This is a genomic window from Verrucomicrobium sp. BvORR106, from assembly GCF_000739655.1.
GTDB lineage: Bacteria > Verrucomicrobiota > Verrucomicrobiia > Verrucomicrobiales > Verrucomicrobiaceae > Verrucomicrobium.
Genome location: NZ_BATR01000010.1, coordinates 113220 through 130014, shown reverse-complemented (window position 1 = coordinate 130014; position 16795 = coordinate 113220). Strand labels below are relative to the sequence as shown.

12 protein-coding genes are annotated in these 16795 nt (G+C 60.6%); 6 read left to right on the top strand and 6 right to left on the bottom strand.

Features of this window, described 5'->3' with window-relative positions; all coding sequences use genetic code 11:
- The first annotated feature begins 7 nt into the window (after window positions 1–7).
- The 5 genes from BV106_RS02095 (at window position 8) to BV106_RS02075 (ending at window position 2388) form a co-directional block, all read left to right on the top strand.
- On the top strand, window positions 8–250 hold the full coding sequence (locus tag BV106_RS02095; protein WP_009965494.1) for a DNA-binding protein: 243 nt from the start codon (window positions 8–10) through the stop codon (window positions 248–250).
- Between the two features lie 185 nt (window positions 251–435).
- On the top strand, window positions 436–1056 hold the full coding sequence (locus tag BV106_RS02090; RefSeq protein WP_038159749.1) for an RNA polymerase sigma factor: 621 nt from the start codon (window positions 436–438) through the stop codon (window positions 1054–1056).
- A gap of 62 nt (window positions 1057–1118) precedes the next feature.
- Window positions 1119–1427 carry a hypothetical protein gene (locus BV106_RS02085; protein ID WP_038159746.1) on the top strand — a complete coding sequence of 103 codons (309 nt, stop codon included), beginning with the start codon at window positions 1119–1121 and terminating at the stop codon, window positions 1425–1427.
- Window positions 1428–1442: 15 nt separating this feature from the next.
- Complete coding sequence (locus BV106_RS02080; RefSeq protein ID WP_038159743.1) at window positions 1443–1862, top strand: hypothetical protein; 420 nt, start codon at window positions 1443–1445, stop codon at window positions 1860–1862.
- 73 nt (window positions 1863–1935) lie between these two features.
- Complete coding sequence (locus BV106_RS02075) at window positions 1936–2388, top strand: MGMT family protein (RefSeq protein WP_038159740.1); 453 nt, start codon at window positions 1936–1938, stop codon at window positions 2386–2388.
- Window positions 2389–3171: 783 nt separating this feature from the next.
- Here BV106_RS02075 and BV106_RS02070 read toward each other — a convergent pair.
- The 5 genes from BV106_RS02070 to BV106_RS02050 form a co-directional block, all read right to left on the bottom strand.
- On the bottom strand, window positions 3172–3846 hold the full coding sequence (locus tag BV106_RS02070; RefSeq protein ID WP_038159737.1) for a hypothetical protein: 675 nt from the start codon (window positions 3844–3846) through the stop codon (window positions 3172–3174).
- A gap of 444 nt (window positions 3847–4290) precedes the next feature.
- Window positions 4291–4674, bottom strand: coding sequence for an acyl-CoA thioesterase (locus BV106_RS02065; protein WP_051944780.1), 384 nt, complete (start codon window positions 4672–4674; stop codon window positions 4291–4293).
- A 147-nt stretch (window positions 4675–4821) separates the two neighbouring features.
- Window positions 4822–7704, bottom strand: a complete 2883-nt coding sequence (locus BV106_RS02060) for an inverse autotransporter beta-barrel domain-containing protein (RefSeq protein ID WP_038159734.1) — start codon at window positions 7702–7704, stop codon at window positions 4822–4824.
- 89 nt (window positions 7705–7793) lie between these two features.
- Window positions 7794–9791, bottom strand: a complete 1998-nt coding sequence (locus BV106_RS02055; protein ID WP_038159732.1) for an alkaline phosphatase — start codon at window positions 9789–9791, stop codon at window positions 7794–7796.
- Window positions 9788–10543, bottom strand: a complete 756-nt coding sequence (locus tag BV106_RS02050; protein ID WP_265595239.1) for a hypothetical protein — start codon at window positions 10541–10543, stop codon at window positions 9788–9790. The genes BV106_RS02055 and BV106_RS02050 overlap by 4 nt, the downstream gene beginning before the upstream one ends.
- Before the next feature lie 704 nt (window positions 10544–11247).
- Between BV106_RS02050 and BV106_RS02045 the strand changes: the two genes are divergently transcribed.
- Window positions 11248–14859: an inverse autotransporter beta-barrel domain-containing protein gene (locus BV106_RS02045; RefSeq protein ID WP_038159726.1), complete on the top strand. Its 3612-nt coding sequence runs from the start codon at window positions 11248–11250 to the stop codon at window positions 14857–14859.
- A gap of 1315 nt (window positions 14860–16174) precedes the next feature.
- Here BV106_RS02045 and BV106_RS02040 read toward each other — a convergent pair.
- Window positions 16175–16783: a hypothetical protein gene (locus BV106_RS02040; protein WP_265595238.1), complete on the bottom strand. Its 609-nt coding sequence runs from the start codon at window positions 16781–16783 to the stop codon at window positions 16175–16177.
- Window positions 16784–16795: the final 12 nt, after the last annotated feature.

Here is a 16795-nt window from a genome sequence, read left to right as displayed (position 1 = left end):
GACAGGCATGAGCATGTATGGTTATGGTGAAGAACCGCAGCGCGGAGCTCCGCCGCTGCACAGTGAAAAAATCGTCGGGGAAAGGAAAATCTTTTTCCTGGACCTGAAGGAGAACGACCGGGGTCGGTTCATCAAGATCACCGAGGACGTCCGAGGGCGTCGCGACACCATCATGCTGCCCATGGAGAACGCCGAGGAGTTTCTGGATGCCTTGCAGCGCACGCTGCAAGTCGCCCGTGAGATGGAATAGGCGCTTCCCTGCCCAGTGTTTTCTGGGTGTGGTGAGGTGGGTGGCAGCGAAGAAAGGCTGGGGTGAGGTGATCTCTCCAGCTGGGGTGGCGAGGTTCTTGATGGCAGAGCCCGGCGCTTTCGCGCAGAGAAACGTAACCGGCGACCCGACGGCGGCGTCTCATTGGTCGTGCCCCATGTTCTTCCATGCCAGCCGCTCGTGACACTCCGCCCGATTTTGCCCCATTGGTGGCACGGGTCCGGGATGATCGCGATGAGGCCGCGGCGCGCACCATGGTGGAGCTGCTCTATCCGGCAGTCGTTCGTATTGTGCGCGGGCATCTGCCGCGTCGCGTCGCTGAGGAGGATCTCACTCAGGAGGTGTTCATGAAGGTCTTCGCCCGCATTGATCAATGGCGGGGCCCCATGCCTTTTGAGCACTGGGTGTCTCGTGTGGCCGTGACCACGTGCCTGGATGCGCTGCGTCACCAGAAGCGTCGGCCGGAACTGCGCTGGGCTGATCTCAGCGAGCAGGAGGTGGAAGTGCTGGACCAAGTGCTGCAGGACCACTCCCAGGCCAGTTCAGGAGATGCCGTGAGTGCCCGGGAACTGGCGCACAAGCTTCTGGAAACTTTGAAGCCCGCGGATCGGCTGGTGCTCACCATGATCGACATGGAAGGCCGGTCGGTCGCAGAGGTTCAAGCCGTCACCGGATGGAGCGCCACCCTCGTAAAGGTTCGGGCCTTTCGCGCCCGGCGGAAGCTGCGCAAAGCCATGGAAGCGCTTGAATCCACCCCTCAACTCCGGCAACAGAAGGCAGCGGTCTGACAACCCCTGCGGATTTTCGGACTCCTTTCGCTATATAGATAGAACAGAGACACAGAGACTTTATGAACGACGCCCCTCGCAACTCATCGCCCTGGACTCGGCTGGCCCGCCATGCGGCTCAGGCCCCGGCGGAGGACGAGACCCTGCCGTACGGCTTTGCCACCCGTGTGATGGCAGGCTGGCAGGCTGGCTTGGCCGAGCTTGAGGCGGGCATCTGGCGCACTCGGGAAACGTTTGCCTGGCGCGGGGCTGCCATCGCCATGGCCATCACCTTCGCTGCCGTGGCCTTGAACTACGACCTCCTCCTGGGCCTTTGGAACGGCGACACGGCCCTGGCGGGTACTTTCATGAACACGTTTTCCGCTCCTTAATTCGTCCTTCCCCTCATGAAGATTTTCCGCCACTGGAAGCTTGTGCTCGGCATGACCGCCATCTTTGGGGCCGGCGCTCTCTCTGGTGTCGTGGTCACACTCCAAGGGGTGAAAAAAGCTCTGACCGAGCGCTCTGCCTTGAAGCGCTGGGGCGACGCCCGCATGGGCGAATTCCAGCGCCGGCTCAAGCTCACCCCGCAGCAGCGGCAGGAGATTCGCCCCATTCTGGACAAGACCGGAGAGCGTTTTCACGGGATCGTGGCGGATGCGGTGGAGAACATCCTCCTCGAACTGGAGGTGACGCACAGCGACATCGCCAAGCACCTCACCCCGGAGCAGAACGCGGAGTTCGACAAGATCAAACAGGACACCTACCGGCGCTGGAAGGAGCTTTCCGGCCGGACGGAGAAGCTGGGGCCGGCGACGGTACCGTAGGGAGAGGGAGAAGGGAAGAGGGTCAAGGGATAAGGGTTGCGAGAGAGTCCGTTCTGTGAAGACTTGGGCAAGCATGCCCCAACGACGGTCCCCATCGCCATCGGAAGAAGAGCCGGTAGTTAAGAAGAAGCCGAAATCAAAAGCCAAGGCCAAACCCAAGGTGCGGTCGGCGGCGTTTACCCGGATCCGGGCGGAGGTCATTCGTCTGGTGGCATTGATTCCGGCAGGGAAGTTCACCACCTACGGTAGCATCGCGGTGCACATGAATGTGGTGGCAAGACACGTGGCCACGGTGATGAGCCACCTGACGGAGGAAGAGTCCGCCGTATTGCCCTGGCATCGGGTGGTGAGTGCCGACGCTCGGATCAGTCAGAACATGGAGACGGAATTGTCCAATGTGCAGCGCAGCCGCCTTGTGGCAGAAGGCATGACCATTGATGCCCAGGGGTACATCCAGAACTCGGATGATTATTTCCATGTGGTGGGCGTAAGGCGGAACATCCGGTGGAGCGAGGTGAAGGATTAGGTGGCCGGTGCGTCAGTGCGTCAGTGCGTCAGTGCGTCAGTGCGTCAGTGCGTCAGTTGGGGTTCGAGGTATCTATTGCGTTGGCGGAGCGGGCATTGTTGGAGTGCCGACTTCAGTCGGCCTGGTTGCTACAGCAACACGTTTCCAGGCCTCCCTTCGCACGCCCTTCTCGCAATAAAGGAGGCGGGGGTTCCCAGCCCCGCTCAGTCGTGTTATCAACGTCACACAACGACAGGCTAAGGCCTATCACTGCTTTGAGCAACGCTCCCGCAAAGTAGTGCAGAGCTTCAGCTCGTCAGTCGAATGACCCCTGATGTTCGCCTTCTTCTCAACTGGACATCTGTTTCGAGTGTCGCGTCAGGAGCCGTTCGCGGCAAGCGGAGCGCTTGCCCTACAGCGTCAATAACCGATTAAAATCGGAACAGTGTTCCAGGGAAGTTGAGATGCCAGAGGCGACGTCGCTGGCATCCGCTTCGGGATGCAACACTGACTCTGAACTTCCGGAGGTATCAGTCGCTACGCTCCTTCAACCGTCCGGCTAATGGCTTTGATGCCTCCGGCATCGGGCAATCCGGGCTGGGACACCATCAGATCGTCAAAGTCGACAAGCCAACTTCCCGATGAGGGCGCTGGGTGGTGAGTTGCGGTATCGCAATGGCTCACCAATCGCTCCGTTCACCATCGGCGGTTGTGCAAGCACAAACCGCCACTCCTTGGGGGGCATGCTTGCGTCGCAGCCTGCAGAGGTGTGCAGAGCTTCTGCTCGGCATTCGCAGTTCGCCGTCATCCTTTCGTCGCCTTTTGCAGTTTGTACTGTATCCAGCGGCCGTCGTTCTTAGGGGGCCACAAACCTCCGATGGCCCTTACAAAATCGAGCATTTGCCATGCGTCTCCATATTCAGCCTCGTCGCCTTCATTCGCCTTTCCGGGTGGATTGTCCAAATTGTCCAGTTGGTCGAAGTACTCATCCTCTTTTTCTTCAGACCATCCCGTCGTATCTTGGGGAGTGCGCCACCAACGCAAGTATTTGGTGCTCACTTTCGGATCGATGCCTAGCACGGCTTCCAGCTTGGCAGGATCACCTTTGACGGTGTCGCGTAGTTCAAAGGGGGTGTCATGATCTGGCAACGTGGCAAACCTATCAACGGGTTTTCCAGCCTGTGTTAATGCATAGCTCCAGCAATCATCGTCCATGAAAGTGATTGCCAGGAAGTCGAGATTCTTGGTTCTGAATAACTCGAAGGTAGGAGACCTTAAGCCTGCTTCGGGACTTAGCCACAGCGTCAAGAGCCCGGACTTCTCATTCATGCCTGCAGAAAGATCGCCAATATTCCAGATATTGTCTGAAGGAGTTCGCTCGGTGGCCAAATGAGGATTTTCCGTTATTGTCTGTTCGATTGCCTCCCGCAATTGGGAAAGGGAAAGACCTTTTATGACCCAGACTGTGAAGAACTTCATGGAGCCATCTTCTCCGCGTGAAGGATGAGTGCAAGAAGATAGGGTGCCGAAGAAGACACAAGACTCGACCCCCCTGGGGCGCTCAGGTCAGTAAAAGGAGCGAGGGACATTCCTGTCCCGGTTCCGACCAAACGGCCCATGAGGACTCCTCGCCCTTTCGCGTCCAAGCACACTTAAGGCTCCTGTAGGGCGACCGCCTCGGTTGCCTCAGTCAGGGGCCGTTCGCGGCAAGCGGAGCGCTTGCCCTACAGCGTGGTGGGCGGTGAGGTGCGGTATCGCAATGGCTCACCAATCGCTCCGTTCACCATCGGCGGTTGTGCAAGCACAAACCGCCACTCCTTGGTCGAGTGGTGGACGCATACTCTCGCGAAGCAAAGTAGTCACAGGCTTCAGCCTGTTCATTCGCGCCATCTACGTCATACAAAGGCAGGCTGAAGCCCGGCACTACTTTGGGTTACTGCTGCCCTCCCCCTCCGGAATCGTCACGCTCTTCCCGCCGCGCGCATTCACCAGCACGGCCTCGGTTTGAAACAACTCGCGGTGGGTGATGGCATGACTGGCCTTCACTCCGACCCTGACAGAGCTGCGGCCCTTCTGGAGCACTTCGGCCTCAATCTGGACGATGTCCCCCTCGACCGCGCCGTGGATGAAATTGAACTCGCGGAAGACCTTGGTCACAAAAGTGCAGCCGGGATAAGTCAGGGTGGCGGCGATGAAAGCGAGCTCATCGGCATGGGCCATCATGGTGCCGCCAAAGGCGGTGCCGGCGTGGTTCAGGTCCTGAGGGCGCACCACAAAGTGTTTGGTGAAGATTCGTCCGGCCGTCATGCCGCCATCATCCCCCTCTGGTCCCCTCTTGGCGATGACAAAATGGAGGCCTCCACAAAGAAGCGCCCCCGGGAAAGGCAGAGCCTCCCGGGGGCGCAGTGGTGTTTCCGTTTGGGTGGAATTCTAGAACGATCGCGGCGATGACGATCAGAAGCTGGCCGGCAGGTTCACCTGGCTCCCGTTGATGAACAGGATGCCGGAGGGCGTGGTCAGCGTGCCGGTGGAACGCAGGGTGTTGTCTCCAGAACCCGTCACAGTGTTGCTGAGGCTGCCGCTGAAGTTCAGCACGCCATCGCTGTTGTTCGTGAGGTTGATGCCGTCGCTAAAGCTGTTGCGGATGACGTTCGAGTCGAACAGGACGTTCACCCCGGTGCCTTCAACAAAGTTGTCCACCAGCACTTCCACCCCGTGGGAGGCGGCATCGGTGATGGTGTTGTTGCTGATGGTCCCCTGGATGTTACCGGCGTCCACGGTGCTCAACACCAGGGCGGAACCGCCGGAGGTGCCGTTGATCTGGTTGCCCGTGATCGTCACATTCAGAGTGGGGATCGGACCCACGCCGAAGTAGATGCTGATGCTCTCCACCAGGATGCCGTTCTGGGCGCTGTTGCTGATCACGTTGTTGGTGATCGTCGCGATCATGTTGGCAGCAGTGGTGTGCACCACGTGGATGCCGTTGCCGAGCTGATCCCGGATGATGTTGCTGTCAGCCGTGAAAGTCACGTCAGACTGGCCGTCTGCGGTCACCCGGATGGCATCGCCCGTGGCGCTGTTGAACTGGTTGGCCGTGGCGGTGAAGTCCATCACGGAGAAGCCGTAGGCGTTGGTCTCGACGTAGTTGTTGCCAGCACCGTTGAAGGTGTTGCCTTCGAGCGTCAGCCAGAGGGTGGCGAACTCGGTGTCGTCGGTAGAGTTGGACTCTGCATAGACGCCGTCGTCGCTGACATTCAGGATCTGATCGCCGAAAACGGCGGCGTCCATGAAGGAACCGGCGTCAGCGAGGAAATAGTACCCACTCACGCCGCCGTCGATGATGTTGCCACCGCCGGTGAAGTAGAACTCGGACAGGTTCGTGGAACCAATGCTGAGGGCATTGGCGGAGCCGCCGCTGAACGAGTTGTTTGTGATGTAGAGGTCGAACGTGGACACATCGTGGCTGGTGGCGTTCACGTGGTCCGAAACGGAACCGCCAAACGAGTTGCCTTCCACCAGGACGTCCAGCCAGGAAGCGCCGTAGGAATCGAGGTGCAGGCCGTAGCTGCCTGCATTCTCAATCGTGTTGTTGGTGATGTCACCCACCGAGACCACGTCGGCATCGGTCTCCACATTGATCGCGTCCACTTCCACATCGTGGATGAAGTTGCTGTCGATCACGAACTGGCTCACATTGTAGAGACGCACGCCGTTCAGGTTCTCGATCTGGGACTGGAAGCCACCGGTCACTTCATATCCGTTGAGGCCGAAGAAGCCGATGTTCGTGGCGTAGAAGCCGCCGTTGACCAGCGGAGCCGGTCCGGTGCCGAAGGTGGTGTTGCCCACGCCCTGAATCAGCTTGCCGCTGCCGATGAAGTTCACGCTGCCAGTTGTTGCTTCCACGCTCTCCGCATAGCCGGTGGCCGTGCCCTGGGTGTACACGTTCCAGACGCGGGTGCTGGAGTTGCTCCTGGCCTGGGCGAGGTTCGCGCCGCTCTGGACGGTGTCCACCGGCTTCTCAGCCGTGCCATCGCCGACGTTGCTGCCAGCCTGGATGCCGTTGCCGGTTGCGGAGCCATTGTTCACGAAGACGATGTCATCCGCGAGCACGAGGCGCCGGGAGCTCTGGGAAACCACGCGGGTTACGCGCTTCACCTGGGTGCTGACGTTTTCCTCGGCTTTCTCCGTCTCGCTCGCGATCTTGATCGCGGCGTTCTGGCGGTGCACGGGCTCGGCCATGCGCTCGGCCAAGTGGCGGCGACGTGGGCGGAAGGCATCGCCGATGCGGCTCCAGAAGCCCTTGCCATCACCCAGATCGCCCATCTCAAAGGGCACTTCCATGCGGAAGCCGAAGAGCCAGTCATCGCCCACGAAACGTTCGTCCTCATACCAGGTGGCGTTGAGCACGATGGCGGGCACGGGGCGCAGCTCGGCCCCCACCTTCCAGCCCTCGACATTGCCCGTGCCGCCGGTCTGCGGGCCGAAGGGCTGGTTGTCGAAGCTGTAGTAGCCGCCGATCACCTTGAGATCGAAGTAGCGGTCCAGACCGGGGACCAGCACGGCCACCTCCGCGTCCCAGCCTTCCATACCGTCTTCGAAGCGCTGGAAGAGCCGCTCGATGGTGGTGGTGGTCGTCGTCGTGGTCTGACGGGTGGCGAAGAGGGCGTCCTGCTGGATGGAGTTGCCTGTCGCAAAAGGATCGTTCAGCGGGGTGACGCTGTTGCTCGTGCTGTTGCGCCTGTTCTGGAAGGTCTCGCGAGTGCGGAACTCCTCAGCGAGCTGGCGGTCGGAGAGGGGGAGGTAGTAGTTGGCCCGGGCTTCGATGTAACGCGTGCCGGCCTCCAGGCCGAATCCAAGCTGCCAGAACTGGTTGTTGGCCTCCGTGTCGAGCATGTCGATGAAGAGGTTCGCGCCAATAAACGCGCCTTCTTCCATGAAACCGGCCTGGTGTCCGTCGTGGCGGGTGATGGCGGTCACGGGCTGCTCATTGAAGAGGTGACGCCAGCCGAGGCCGAGGCTCGCGGCTACCTCGCCGCCCTCACCCCAGGAGGAGTAGGGCTGAATGTAGAGGACGTCTCCGCCCAGGACGTTGTCGTGGCCCAGGCTGCTGTAGAGCGGCACCACGAGGAAGAGATTGCCATCGGTATAGTCACCGGTGGTTTTAACGCCGCCGCCCAGGATGCCGGGCAGGCTCCATTGGTCCTGGATGGTGACGGCCTTGGGGTTCTTGTCCGGCGCATTGGCTGGCTCGCCTGCTTTCAGGACGGGGGCCAGGGCCGTGGTGAGAAGCATGCCGACGGCGAACTGCGGCAGCTGACTGAAAATGGGAGTCTTCATTTCGAGAGGGACGGGGAAGAGGATGGAGGAAATATCCGGTCAGAAAAAAGCGCAGGGGCCGTGTTGAGGCCCCTGCGCCGGGAGAGGGCTTAGTCTTCCAGGGAGGTGAGCTTCACCCCTGCGATGGCCGCCTGGACCATCTTGAAGAACACGTCCGTGTTATCCATGACGCCGGTGAAGATGCTGGATCCGCGGCCGCCTGCGGAGAGGGGAATGTCTGAGGCGGTGTGCACGGCGCTGGAGGCTCCGGCGCCGCTGGCCTGGCCGGCGATGAAGAAGTCGCCGTCCACGTCGCGGGTGGCGGGGCTCACATTGGGCAGGGGATTGGTGCGCCAGTCTTCGAAGCGATCACCGTTGGCGGCGTAGCCGATAAGCACGCGGTAGTCCACATCCATGGTGGTGGGGAAGCCATCGCTCTCGAGGTGGTACTCAGGGAAGCGGGCGGCGTCATAGGTGCCCACCACGCCGGTGCGCAGCTTGGCTTGTCCGTCCGTGGAATTGCCGGAAGCGCCGTTGATGGCGCCGTTCACACCGTCCGTGCCCTTGTCATCGGAAAGACCCGTGAGCTGGGCGTTGGTGAGGGTGCTGGCACCGATGATGTTGATGCCGGCGCACTCGTGATCGGCGGTCACCACGATGAGGGTGTCCGGATTGGCCTGCTGGAAGGCCACGGCCTTGGCGACGGCGCGGTCAAGCTCGATGGCTTCGAGGATCCAGCGTTCGCTGTCCATGTTGTGGGCCTGCTTGTCCACGGAGGCGGCTTCTACCATGAGGAAGAAACCCTTCGTGTTCTGATTGAGCACCTGGAGGGCCTTCTCCGTCATCTCGTCCAGCATGGGCTGGTCAGGGAAGTCGGCGACGGTTCCCACGGAGGCGCCACCGCGGCGCTCGGTGATCTTGTCCAGTGCCACGTCCATGTTGCCGTTGTTGAAGAGACCCAGCAGCTTGGTGGTGTTGCCCGGGATGCTGCCCAGAGTGGTGGCGTCGGGGGCATAGGCGAAACCAGCGGACTGGAAGGCACTGATCAGATCGCGGCTTGCATCGGCCTGGCCCACGGGCACTCCCCATCCGGTGGCGAGCTCCTGGGACAACACGTAGTCTGCACCCGTGGCGGTGGTATTGCCCACGCGAGCGGAACCGGCGGTGCCACTAGGGAGGAACCATTTGCGGCCGCCGCCCATGAGCACGCGGAGGTTGGACTTCACGGTCGCTTCATCCAGGAACATGTCGCAGATGCCGGTGCCGGCGCCGCGGTCCTGGGTGTGGGTGCCGAAGGAGGCAGGGGTGGCGTCTTCCACATCTGCGGTGGTCACGATCCCGAGGGCCTTGCCTTGCACGCGGGCGAGGTAGGTGCCCAGGTGTTCCACTCGTGGGTTGTCCCATTTGTCCGTCGTGTCATCCGGGAAGACGCCTTCCTGGTTGTTGTTGGACTTGTTGCCGGTGGAGTAGCAGGCTGCGCCGGGAGCGGAGTCCGTGACGATGGAGTTCAAGGACGGGGTCATCACGATGCCGGTGTACGGCAGCTTGTCGATGGACATGGGTTCGATGGCCTTGCCCATCTGCACGCCTTTGGAGACAATGCGGGCCGCGGTGCGGTGGGCAATGCCGGTGCCGTCCCCAATAAAGAGGATGACGTTCTTGGCCTTTCTGGCTCCGCCGGAGGGCGTCGTAGCCACAATTTCAAAGTTGCCATTGGCCGTGGCGGTGGCTCCGCCGGTCTGGTTGGCAGTCACGGAGAGCGTCTTGACGCCGGGGATGGCATCGGCATAAGCGCGCAGCACCATGCTGAACTGGTTCGGATTGCCCGTGGGGGTCACGGTCACGGTGCCCGGGACGGTGACGTTGTTCACCTTGAAGGAGGCGCTGGTGATCGTCTGGCCGGCATCCGCAGTTACGGTGGCCTGAAGGTCAAAGCGCTGCCCCTGGGCGAAGCGAGAGATGTACGGAGGCTGGGCGTCACCGAAGCTGAAGAGCAGGCTCGGTGGGTTCAGACGGGTCACGGTCGGCGCGGCGTGGAGGGCCGGTGCGGCACAGGCGAGAAGCCCGCCGGCGGCAAGGGTGATCTTTTGAAGGAACTTGGGAGTCATGAGGAGGATGAGGGCGTTTGGGTGGGTTTGCTTTGGGGGAAAGGGGCGTCCGTACGGGGCCGCAGGTGTGGCTGGCGCTCGCCTGAGTTCGTCGTGGCGGTGGCCTGGGCGGCCTTCATTCGGCTGCGCTGTAGGACGATGGGGCGGCGCAGTTCGAGGAGAGTGGTCGTGGTGCCCTCCGTCACATGCTCGGCGTGGAGCCGTACGTGGGAGATCCGGCCGTCCACCTCCTGCTGAGGACCGGTCTCCAGGGTGCCGTACACGGTGATGGACCGGGGCCGCCAGTCGGGGGCCTGACCGGGCCGTGCCTCCAGGAAGACATGGACCAGGCTCACCGGCAGGCTGTCGGCCAGCATGTACTCCCGCTGGTCATGCGTATTGGGCGTCGCGGTGAAGAGGAAGACACGTGGGTCATCGTGGTAGTGTCGCACCATGTGACCGGTCATCTTCACCTTCTGCCCGGCCAGACGCTGGGACTTGGCGGTGTACTCCAGGCCGCGCGGGCCCACGGGGCTGACGAAGATTTCCTGAAACGCCAGGGTCTCGTAGGTCCCTGCCACGGTCGGCTCCAATGAGGGCGGCGGCTGCGGGCTCGCCGGTGTCGGGACTGGGGTCAGGGCAACGGCTGACGGGGAAGGCGCAGTGGGTGATGACGCGCTGCCTGGAGTCGCGGTATCCCGGCCTAGCGACATCCAGCCGCAGAGACCGAGCATGAGAAGAGGACAGACCAGGAGGAGGGCGCTGGCTTTCATGAGGGGGCGGGCACCGGTCCTCCGGCGCTTGCGCGACCTGTGGCTGCACCCGGGGGATCGGGCAACGGACGCGTTGTGACGATACTGGAAGGCGAAAGTGACGGCCAAAATCGCTCCGGCAACGAATCCGCCCTCCTTCTCAGCTTGACGTCAAGTTGGCAAAAAAGCCTGACGGAGCCGGTTTGGCGGATGAATTTTGTCCAATTGTCGCAAAACCAAGACAATTGTACCCGGTTGGATACAATAACTTTTTTGCTCGATATTGCGACAAATTGCCGCATCCGGCCCTCTTCAGCTTGACAGGTCGAAGCAACCGGAAGGGACCCCCGTGCGATCTGCAACTCCCGCACGCTGAGGGTTTCATGAACGTGTGACCCCGACGGAACGGATGCGTTCAAACGCGTTGTGAATGCGCGTGCATAAAACTACGTACATCTTAGGGGGTAGGGGATTTGCCTGCATTTTCTTTGTTAATGGAAACAACTATTTGCATCCATGCGTTTGCCATAGAAATTAGAAACGCCGGTCCGCACTCTTCCTCCCATTGAACTGGCAGGGCCTCAGCAAACAAGACATCCATGATGACACGCAGCATACACCAGATATTACGCGCCTCTGCTTGCGCGGCTGGATTCGCGGTGACCGCCTCATTTGGCGGTACCAAGGATAAAACCCCGGAAGTTGTCACTCCCGAGACGCACCCCATGTATTTGGGGACCGTCAACACCGGGATCAAAGTCAACGACAGGTACACTGAGGGCAACTTCAGCGTTCTCGCTCCCGTATGGAGCACTCTTGGCGCAGACGCCACCCTGAGCGGCGGCGTGTTGTTCCTTGAGCCCTACGTCTCCTATGGCGAGGGCGGTGAAATCGCCTCCTCCCTGGGCTTGGGCTACCGTTACCTGTTTGGATCGCAGCCGGTCTCGGCGCTTTCCAGCAAGGACGCCCGACAGGCTGGCTTCCTTGAGGAAGGCTTCTTCGTGGGTGGCAACCTCTTCGTGGACATGCTGGACACGGAGGCCAACAACCAGTTCTGGCAGCTCGGCGTCGGCGTGGAGTTCGGCACCCGCTACCTGGAAGTACGAGGCAACTACTACATACCCCTTTCCGACAAGCAGCTCGCTGACGAATTCCGCACCACGGAAACCCGCCAGAGCTCCCGCACGAGCACGGCCAACAGCGTGACTCCGATCAATGATCCGTATGCCTCTGGCAACACGATCACCCAGGACGCGCTCTTCGCCACGACCCGCACCACGACCACGAGCACGACGACGATCGAGCGCCTGTTCCGCCGTTATGAAGAAGGCATGGAAGGCTGGGACGCCGAGGTGGCCCTGCTTGTTCCCGGGCTGGACAAGTACTTCGATCTGCGCGTGATCGGCGGCTACTACAGCTTCGACAACCAGCCCTTCGGCCCACAGACGGGTGGCACGGGTAATGTGGAAGGCTGGAAGGCCGGCCTCGAAGTACGTCCCGTCCCTGCCGTGGTGCTGACTGGCACCTGGTATGAAGACGACCGTCTCACCGGCAGCGACTGGACCGCTGGTGTGCAGCTTCAGCTTCCCTTTGAAATGGGTGATCTGGGCGATGGCAAAGGCTTCTGGGGCCGCATTGGCGACTCCTTCAAGTCCCGCCGCCGTCACTTGGCAGAGCGCATGGCGCAGAACGTTTATCGCCAGAACACGGCGGTCAAACTGGCCAGCACTGTGGAACAGAAGAAAGTCAGCACCTCCACCAACGTGCAGCGTGTGAACCGTGTGGTCGCGCAGAAGCAGGGTCAGGTGATCCTGACGGATGACATCATCTTCGTGAACAACGGCGGTGCTGTGGGCAATGGCATCCAGGAGGGTTCCGCCCTCGGCGAAGGTGCCAATGGTACGGCTGAACGTCCGTTCGACACGCTCACGGAAGGTTCATTTGCCGCAGGCACCAACAGCAACACCTTGGGCCGCGTGTGGAACGTGTACACCCAGGGCAACACCGGCCTCAACTATGAGGAAAGTGTGAAACTGGTGGGCAGCACCAACTTCATCAGCTCCGCGAACCCGCTCAACGGCTTGAACGGCTACATCTTCGGTGGCGACACCAGCCGTCCCGTTGTGGATGGCGGCATCCGTGCAGAAGACGTCGGCTTCTTCGGCGTGACCGGCTACTCCTTCATCAACGGCTATGACTCCGGCTGGTGGCAAAACCGCGGCAACGGCATCAAGGCTGAAAACGTGACCAAGGTCGTCGTGCAGGACAACACCTTCGACGACATGCGTCGCGGTGTGGTCATTGAGACCAAGGGTGGCATCGAAGCCTCCGCTCTCGTCAGCAACAACACGTTTGATGACGTGAACACAGGTGTGAAACTCCACACCCACGGTCGCTCCAACCTTCTTGTTGACGTGGTTGACAACCGCTTCAGCGGCGACTTCGACGCCGGTGTGGACGCTGCCAGCTTCTGGCGCTCCAAGCTGGACCTCAATGTGGCTGGCAACACCTTCGCAGGTGATGTCGATGACGCTGGTGTGAAGCTCTCCAGCGAGCACCGCTCCAAGATCATCGCCAACATCGAAGACAACCGCTTCTTCGGTGACTATGACAACGCTGGCATCGACATCGAGACCGAAGACCGCTCCAAGGTGTTCGCCACCATCATCGGCAACCTCTTCGCTGGCGACTTCCGTGACGCTGGCGTGGAAGTCAACAGCGACGACGACTCCTTCGTGAAGGTGGAGATCGACTCCAACCGCTTCTACGGCGACTACGACTACGGCATCGACATCGTGAAAGAAGAAGACTCCAAGGTCGTCGCTTTCATCACCAACAACATCATTGGTGGTCGCCGCTCCGACTTCGAAGACGCAGGCATCCGCCTGGCAAGCTTCGGCTCTGATGACGACAACTCCGGTCTCTGGGCTCTTGTGAAGGGCAACACCCTTCGCGGTGAGTTCGACAACTCCGGCATCCTGGTGGAGAGCTTCCATGGCTCCTCCCTGTTCGCTGGCATCATCGGCAACACCCTTCGTGGTGACTATGATGACTCCGGCATCGAGCTAGACGCCTCCCATGGTTCCTCCATGTACACCTACATCAAGGGCAACGTGCTTCGCGGTGACTTTGATGACGCCGGTATCGAGGTGAAGAGCTCCGATGGCGCTGACCTGTGGACCACCATCAAGGGCAACTACCTGGTGGGTGAGTTCGACAGCAATGGCATTGAAGTGAAGAGCGACGACCACTCCTCGCTCCAGGCTGACATCGAGCGCAACCTCTTCAGCGGTGAGTTCGACAACTCCGGTGTTTATGCCGAGAAGGAAGGCGATTCCGTCCTGGAAATCAACATCGAGCGCAACTGGTTCACCGGTGAGTTTGACAATCGTGGTGTGGACCTCGTGAGCCGCGACGACGAAGACGATGACTCCGCGCTGATCGCCACCGTGACGGGCAACCGTTTCTCCGGCTACTTCGGCAACGACGGCATCGGTCTCAACAGCTATGACGAGTCCGAACTCCACGCGGTCATCGCTGGCAACCGTTTCACCGGTTACTTCGAAGACGCAGGCATCGACGTGCGCAAGCACGACCGTTCCGAGCTGGAAGTGGGCATCTACCACAATCTGCTGCTGAGCGACCGCCGTCGTGGTGACAACTACGAAGTGGGCATCCGCCTCACGAGCGAAGACAGCTCCTGGTCCCGCTCCGAGCTGAATGCCAAGGTGATCGGCAACGTCCTTGCCGGTGACTTTGACACCGGTATTGAAGTGAACAGCGACGACTATGCTGAGCTCAACGCCTTCATCGGTTACAACACCCTTTCCGGCGACTTCGATGAAGCTGGTATCGCGGTGCACAAGGAAGGCCGCTCCAACGCGGATGTCACGATCAAGAAGAACCGCCTGAGCGGCGAGTTCGACGAGTACGGCATTCTCGTGGTGGGCTCCGACTCCGGCTACCGTTCGGAGCTGGAAGTGAACATCGACGGCAACACCCTCAGCGGCGACTTCAACAACGGCATCTACATCAAGGCCGAAGACCGCGCTGAAGTGAAGGCGTTTGTGCAGAACAACCGCCTCTCCGGCGACTTCGACCGCACGGGCATCACCTTCCGCAGCAAGGACGATGGCGAGCTGAACGTGTACCGCTTCAACAACAACCGCATCTACGGTGATTCCGACCGCGGCATCCTGTTGTGGGAAGGCTGGGGCAGCGACCTTCGCGTCTTCGGCTTCGGTTCCTCGAACCGTGTGTACAACTCCGACGACCGTCTCGACATCTGGGGCAACCCGTCCTACGACTTCCGTCTGAACGGTTGGCACATCGATTGATGTGTGGATCGCCACTCAGTGGTAGTTGACTTGATTGCATTGTAAAAACGAGAGTGCCCCGTCCGGTTTCGGACGGGGCACTTTTTTTGTGATGATGAGGTGGTGGCGAGTGCTGCGACGTTGAAAATGGTGGCGGGCTTTAGCCTGCCTTTGTGTGACGAGGATTACGCGAATCCCCCAAGGAGCGGCGGTTTGTGCTTGCACAACCGCCGATGGTGAACGGAGCGATTGGCTTAGGTCTCATCACGCAGCACGCTCATCGGGAAGTTAGGTCGCCGATCTGATCTTGTCCGGCCCGGATGGTCCGATGCCGGAGGCATCATAGCCATTAGCCGGATGGTTGAAGGAGCGTAGCGACTGACACCTCCGGAAGATCAGATTCAGTATTGCATCCCGGAGTGGATGCCAGCGACGTCGCCTCGGCACTCAACGTCGCCTCGGCACTCAACGTCGCCTCGGCACCCAACTTCCCCTCCACACTGTTCCGATTATAATCGGTTATTGACGCTGTAGGGCAAGCGCCCCGATTGCCGTGGGCGGCCCATGAAGAAGGCAATCGGAGTGGATGTCCATTTTTTGGGAGTAGCCGAGCGCCAAGGAGTGGATGCCAGCGAGATCCATTGCAGGCGGACGTTGCTGTCACCCCTTCAGGGTGAGAACAAAATTCTAGCTCTCCGGGGGTGTCGCTACGCTCGACCCCCGGCTAATGGCTGTGATGCCTCCGGCATCCAACAATCCGCCTCGCTGTTTCGATCTTAGTCAGTTATAAGTACTGCAGGGCAAGGGCCCCGATTGCCGTGAGCGACTCCTGGAGTCGATGATTTCCATTTGCAGGCGGACGTCGCTGTCACCCCTTCAGGGTGAACACAAAAATCTAGCTCTCCGGAGATGTCGCTACGCTCAACCCTCGGCTAATGGCTGTGATGCCTCCGGCATTCAACAATCCGCCTCGCTGTTTCGATAGCAGTCGGTTATAAGTACTGGAGGGCAAGCGCTCCGCTTGCTGTGAGCGGCTCCTGACGGAGGCAATCGGAGTGGTCGCCCCACAGAAGTTCAGAGTGTTTTGGTTTGAGAGGACGAGGAGTCTTCATGGGAAGTTGGCCGGGACCGGGGTATGAATGTCCCTCGCTCCTTTTAATGGCCGGTGCGCTTGTCGCTTCTCGGCGTTGTCTCGACACCGCTTCATCCCACCCTCAAAAGAAGAAGCCCATCCCCAACCCTGGGAATGGGCTTCTCTTTTTCACCAACGCGCACTAACACACTTCATACTCACACTATCACTGACTGACTGACAAATTGCCCGTCGACCACGGCCTCACGGCACGCTCTTCACGTCATCGGCCGTCCAGAGTTTTCCATCGGGCCCTGCGGAAGTGATTTCCAGAACCTCATGGGTCACCGGGTGGAAGTGGAAGGGGGTGCCCCACCGGTCCAGCAGCCGTCCGCGGCTGTCGATCGACGGGCTCTCTGGAAGGATCACCGCCAGATTCCTGGGGTTGCGACCAGAGAGCTGGGCCACGATTTCATCGTTCTCCCCTCCGAAGGGGTTCTCCCCGTACTGAAAGCTCCGGAAGAAACCGACCAGAGTTTCGAGGATCTCGAGATCCCTTTGGATGGTGGACTCCTTGGCGTTGAGCTCTGCGGCTTCGGCGGCGAGGTCCGGCACCACCACCAGGCCGTCCTTGCGCGTGGCAAGGATGCGGCCATCGATATGAGGCGCGGCTTTGGCCAGCACAGGTGTTGCTGGAAGCGGAGGCGCAGGGAGAGGCGATGCAGTGGGCCGTGGCGTGAACGTGTCGCGAAACACGCTCGTTTGAGCCGAACCGTCCGGCACATGCCGGGTGAGCAGCCAGATGGTGGCCACTCCGCCCAGCAGTGCCAGACCGAACGCTCCTGCCACGGCCACCCGACCGCTTCCGGACAAAGTTAAGGATGT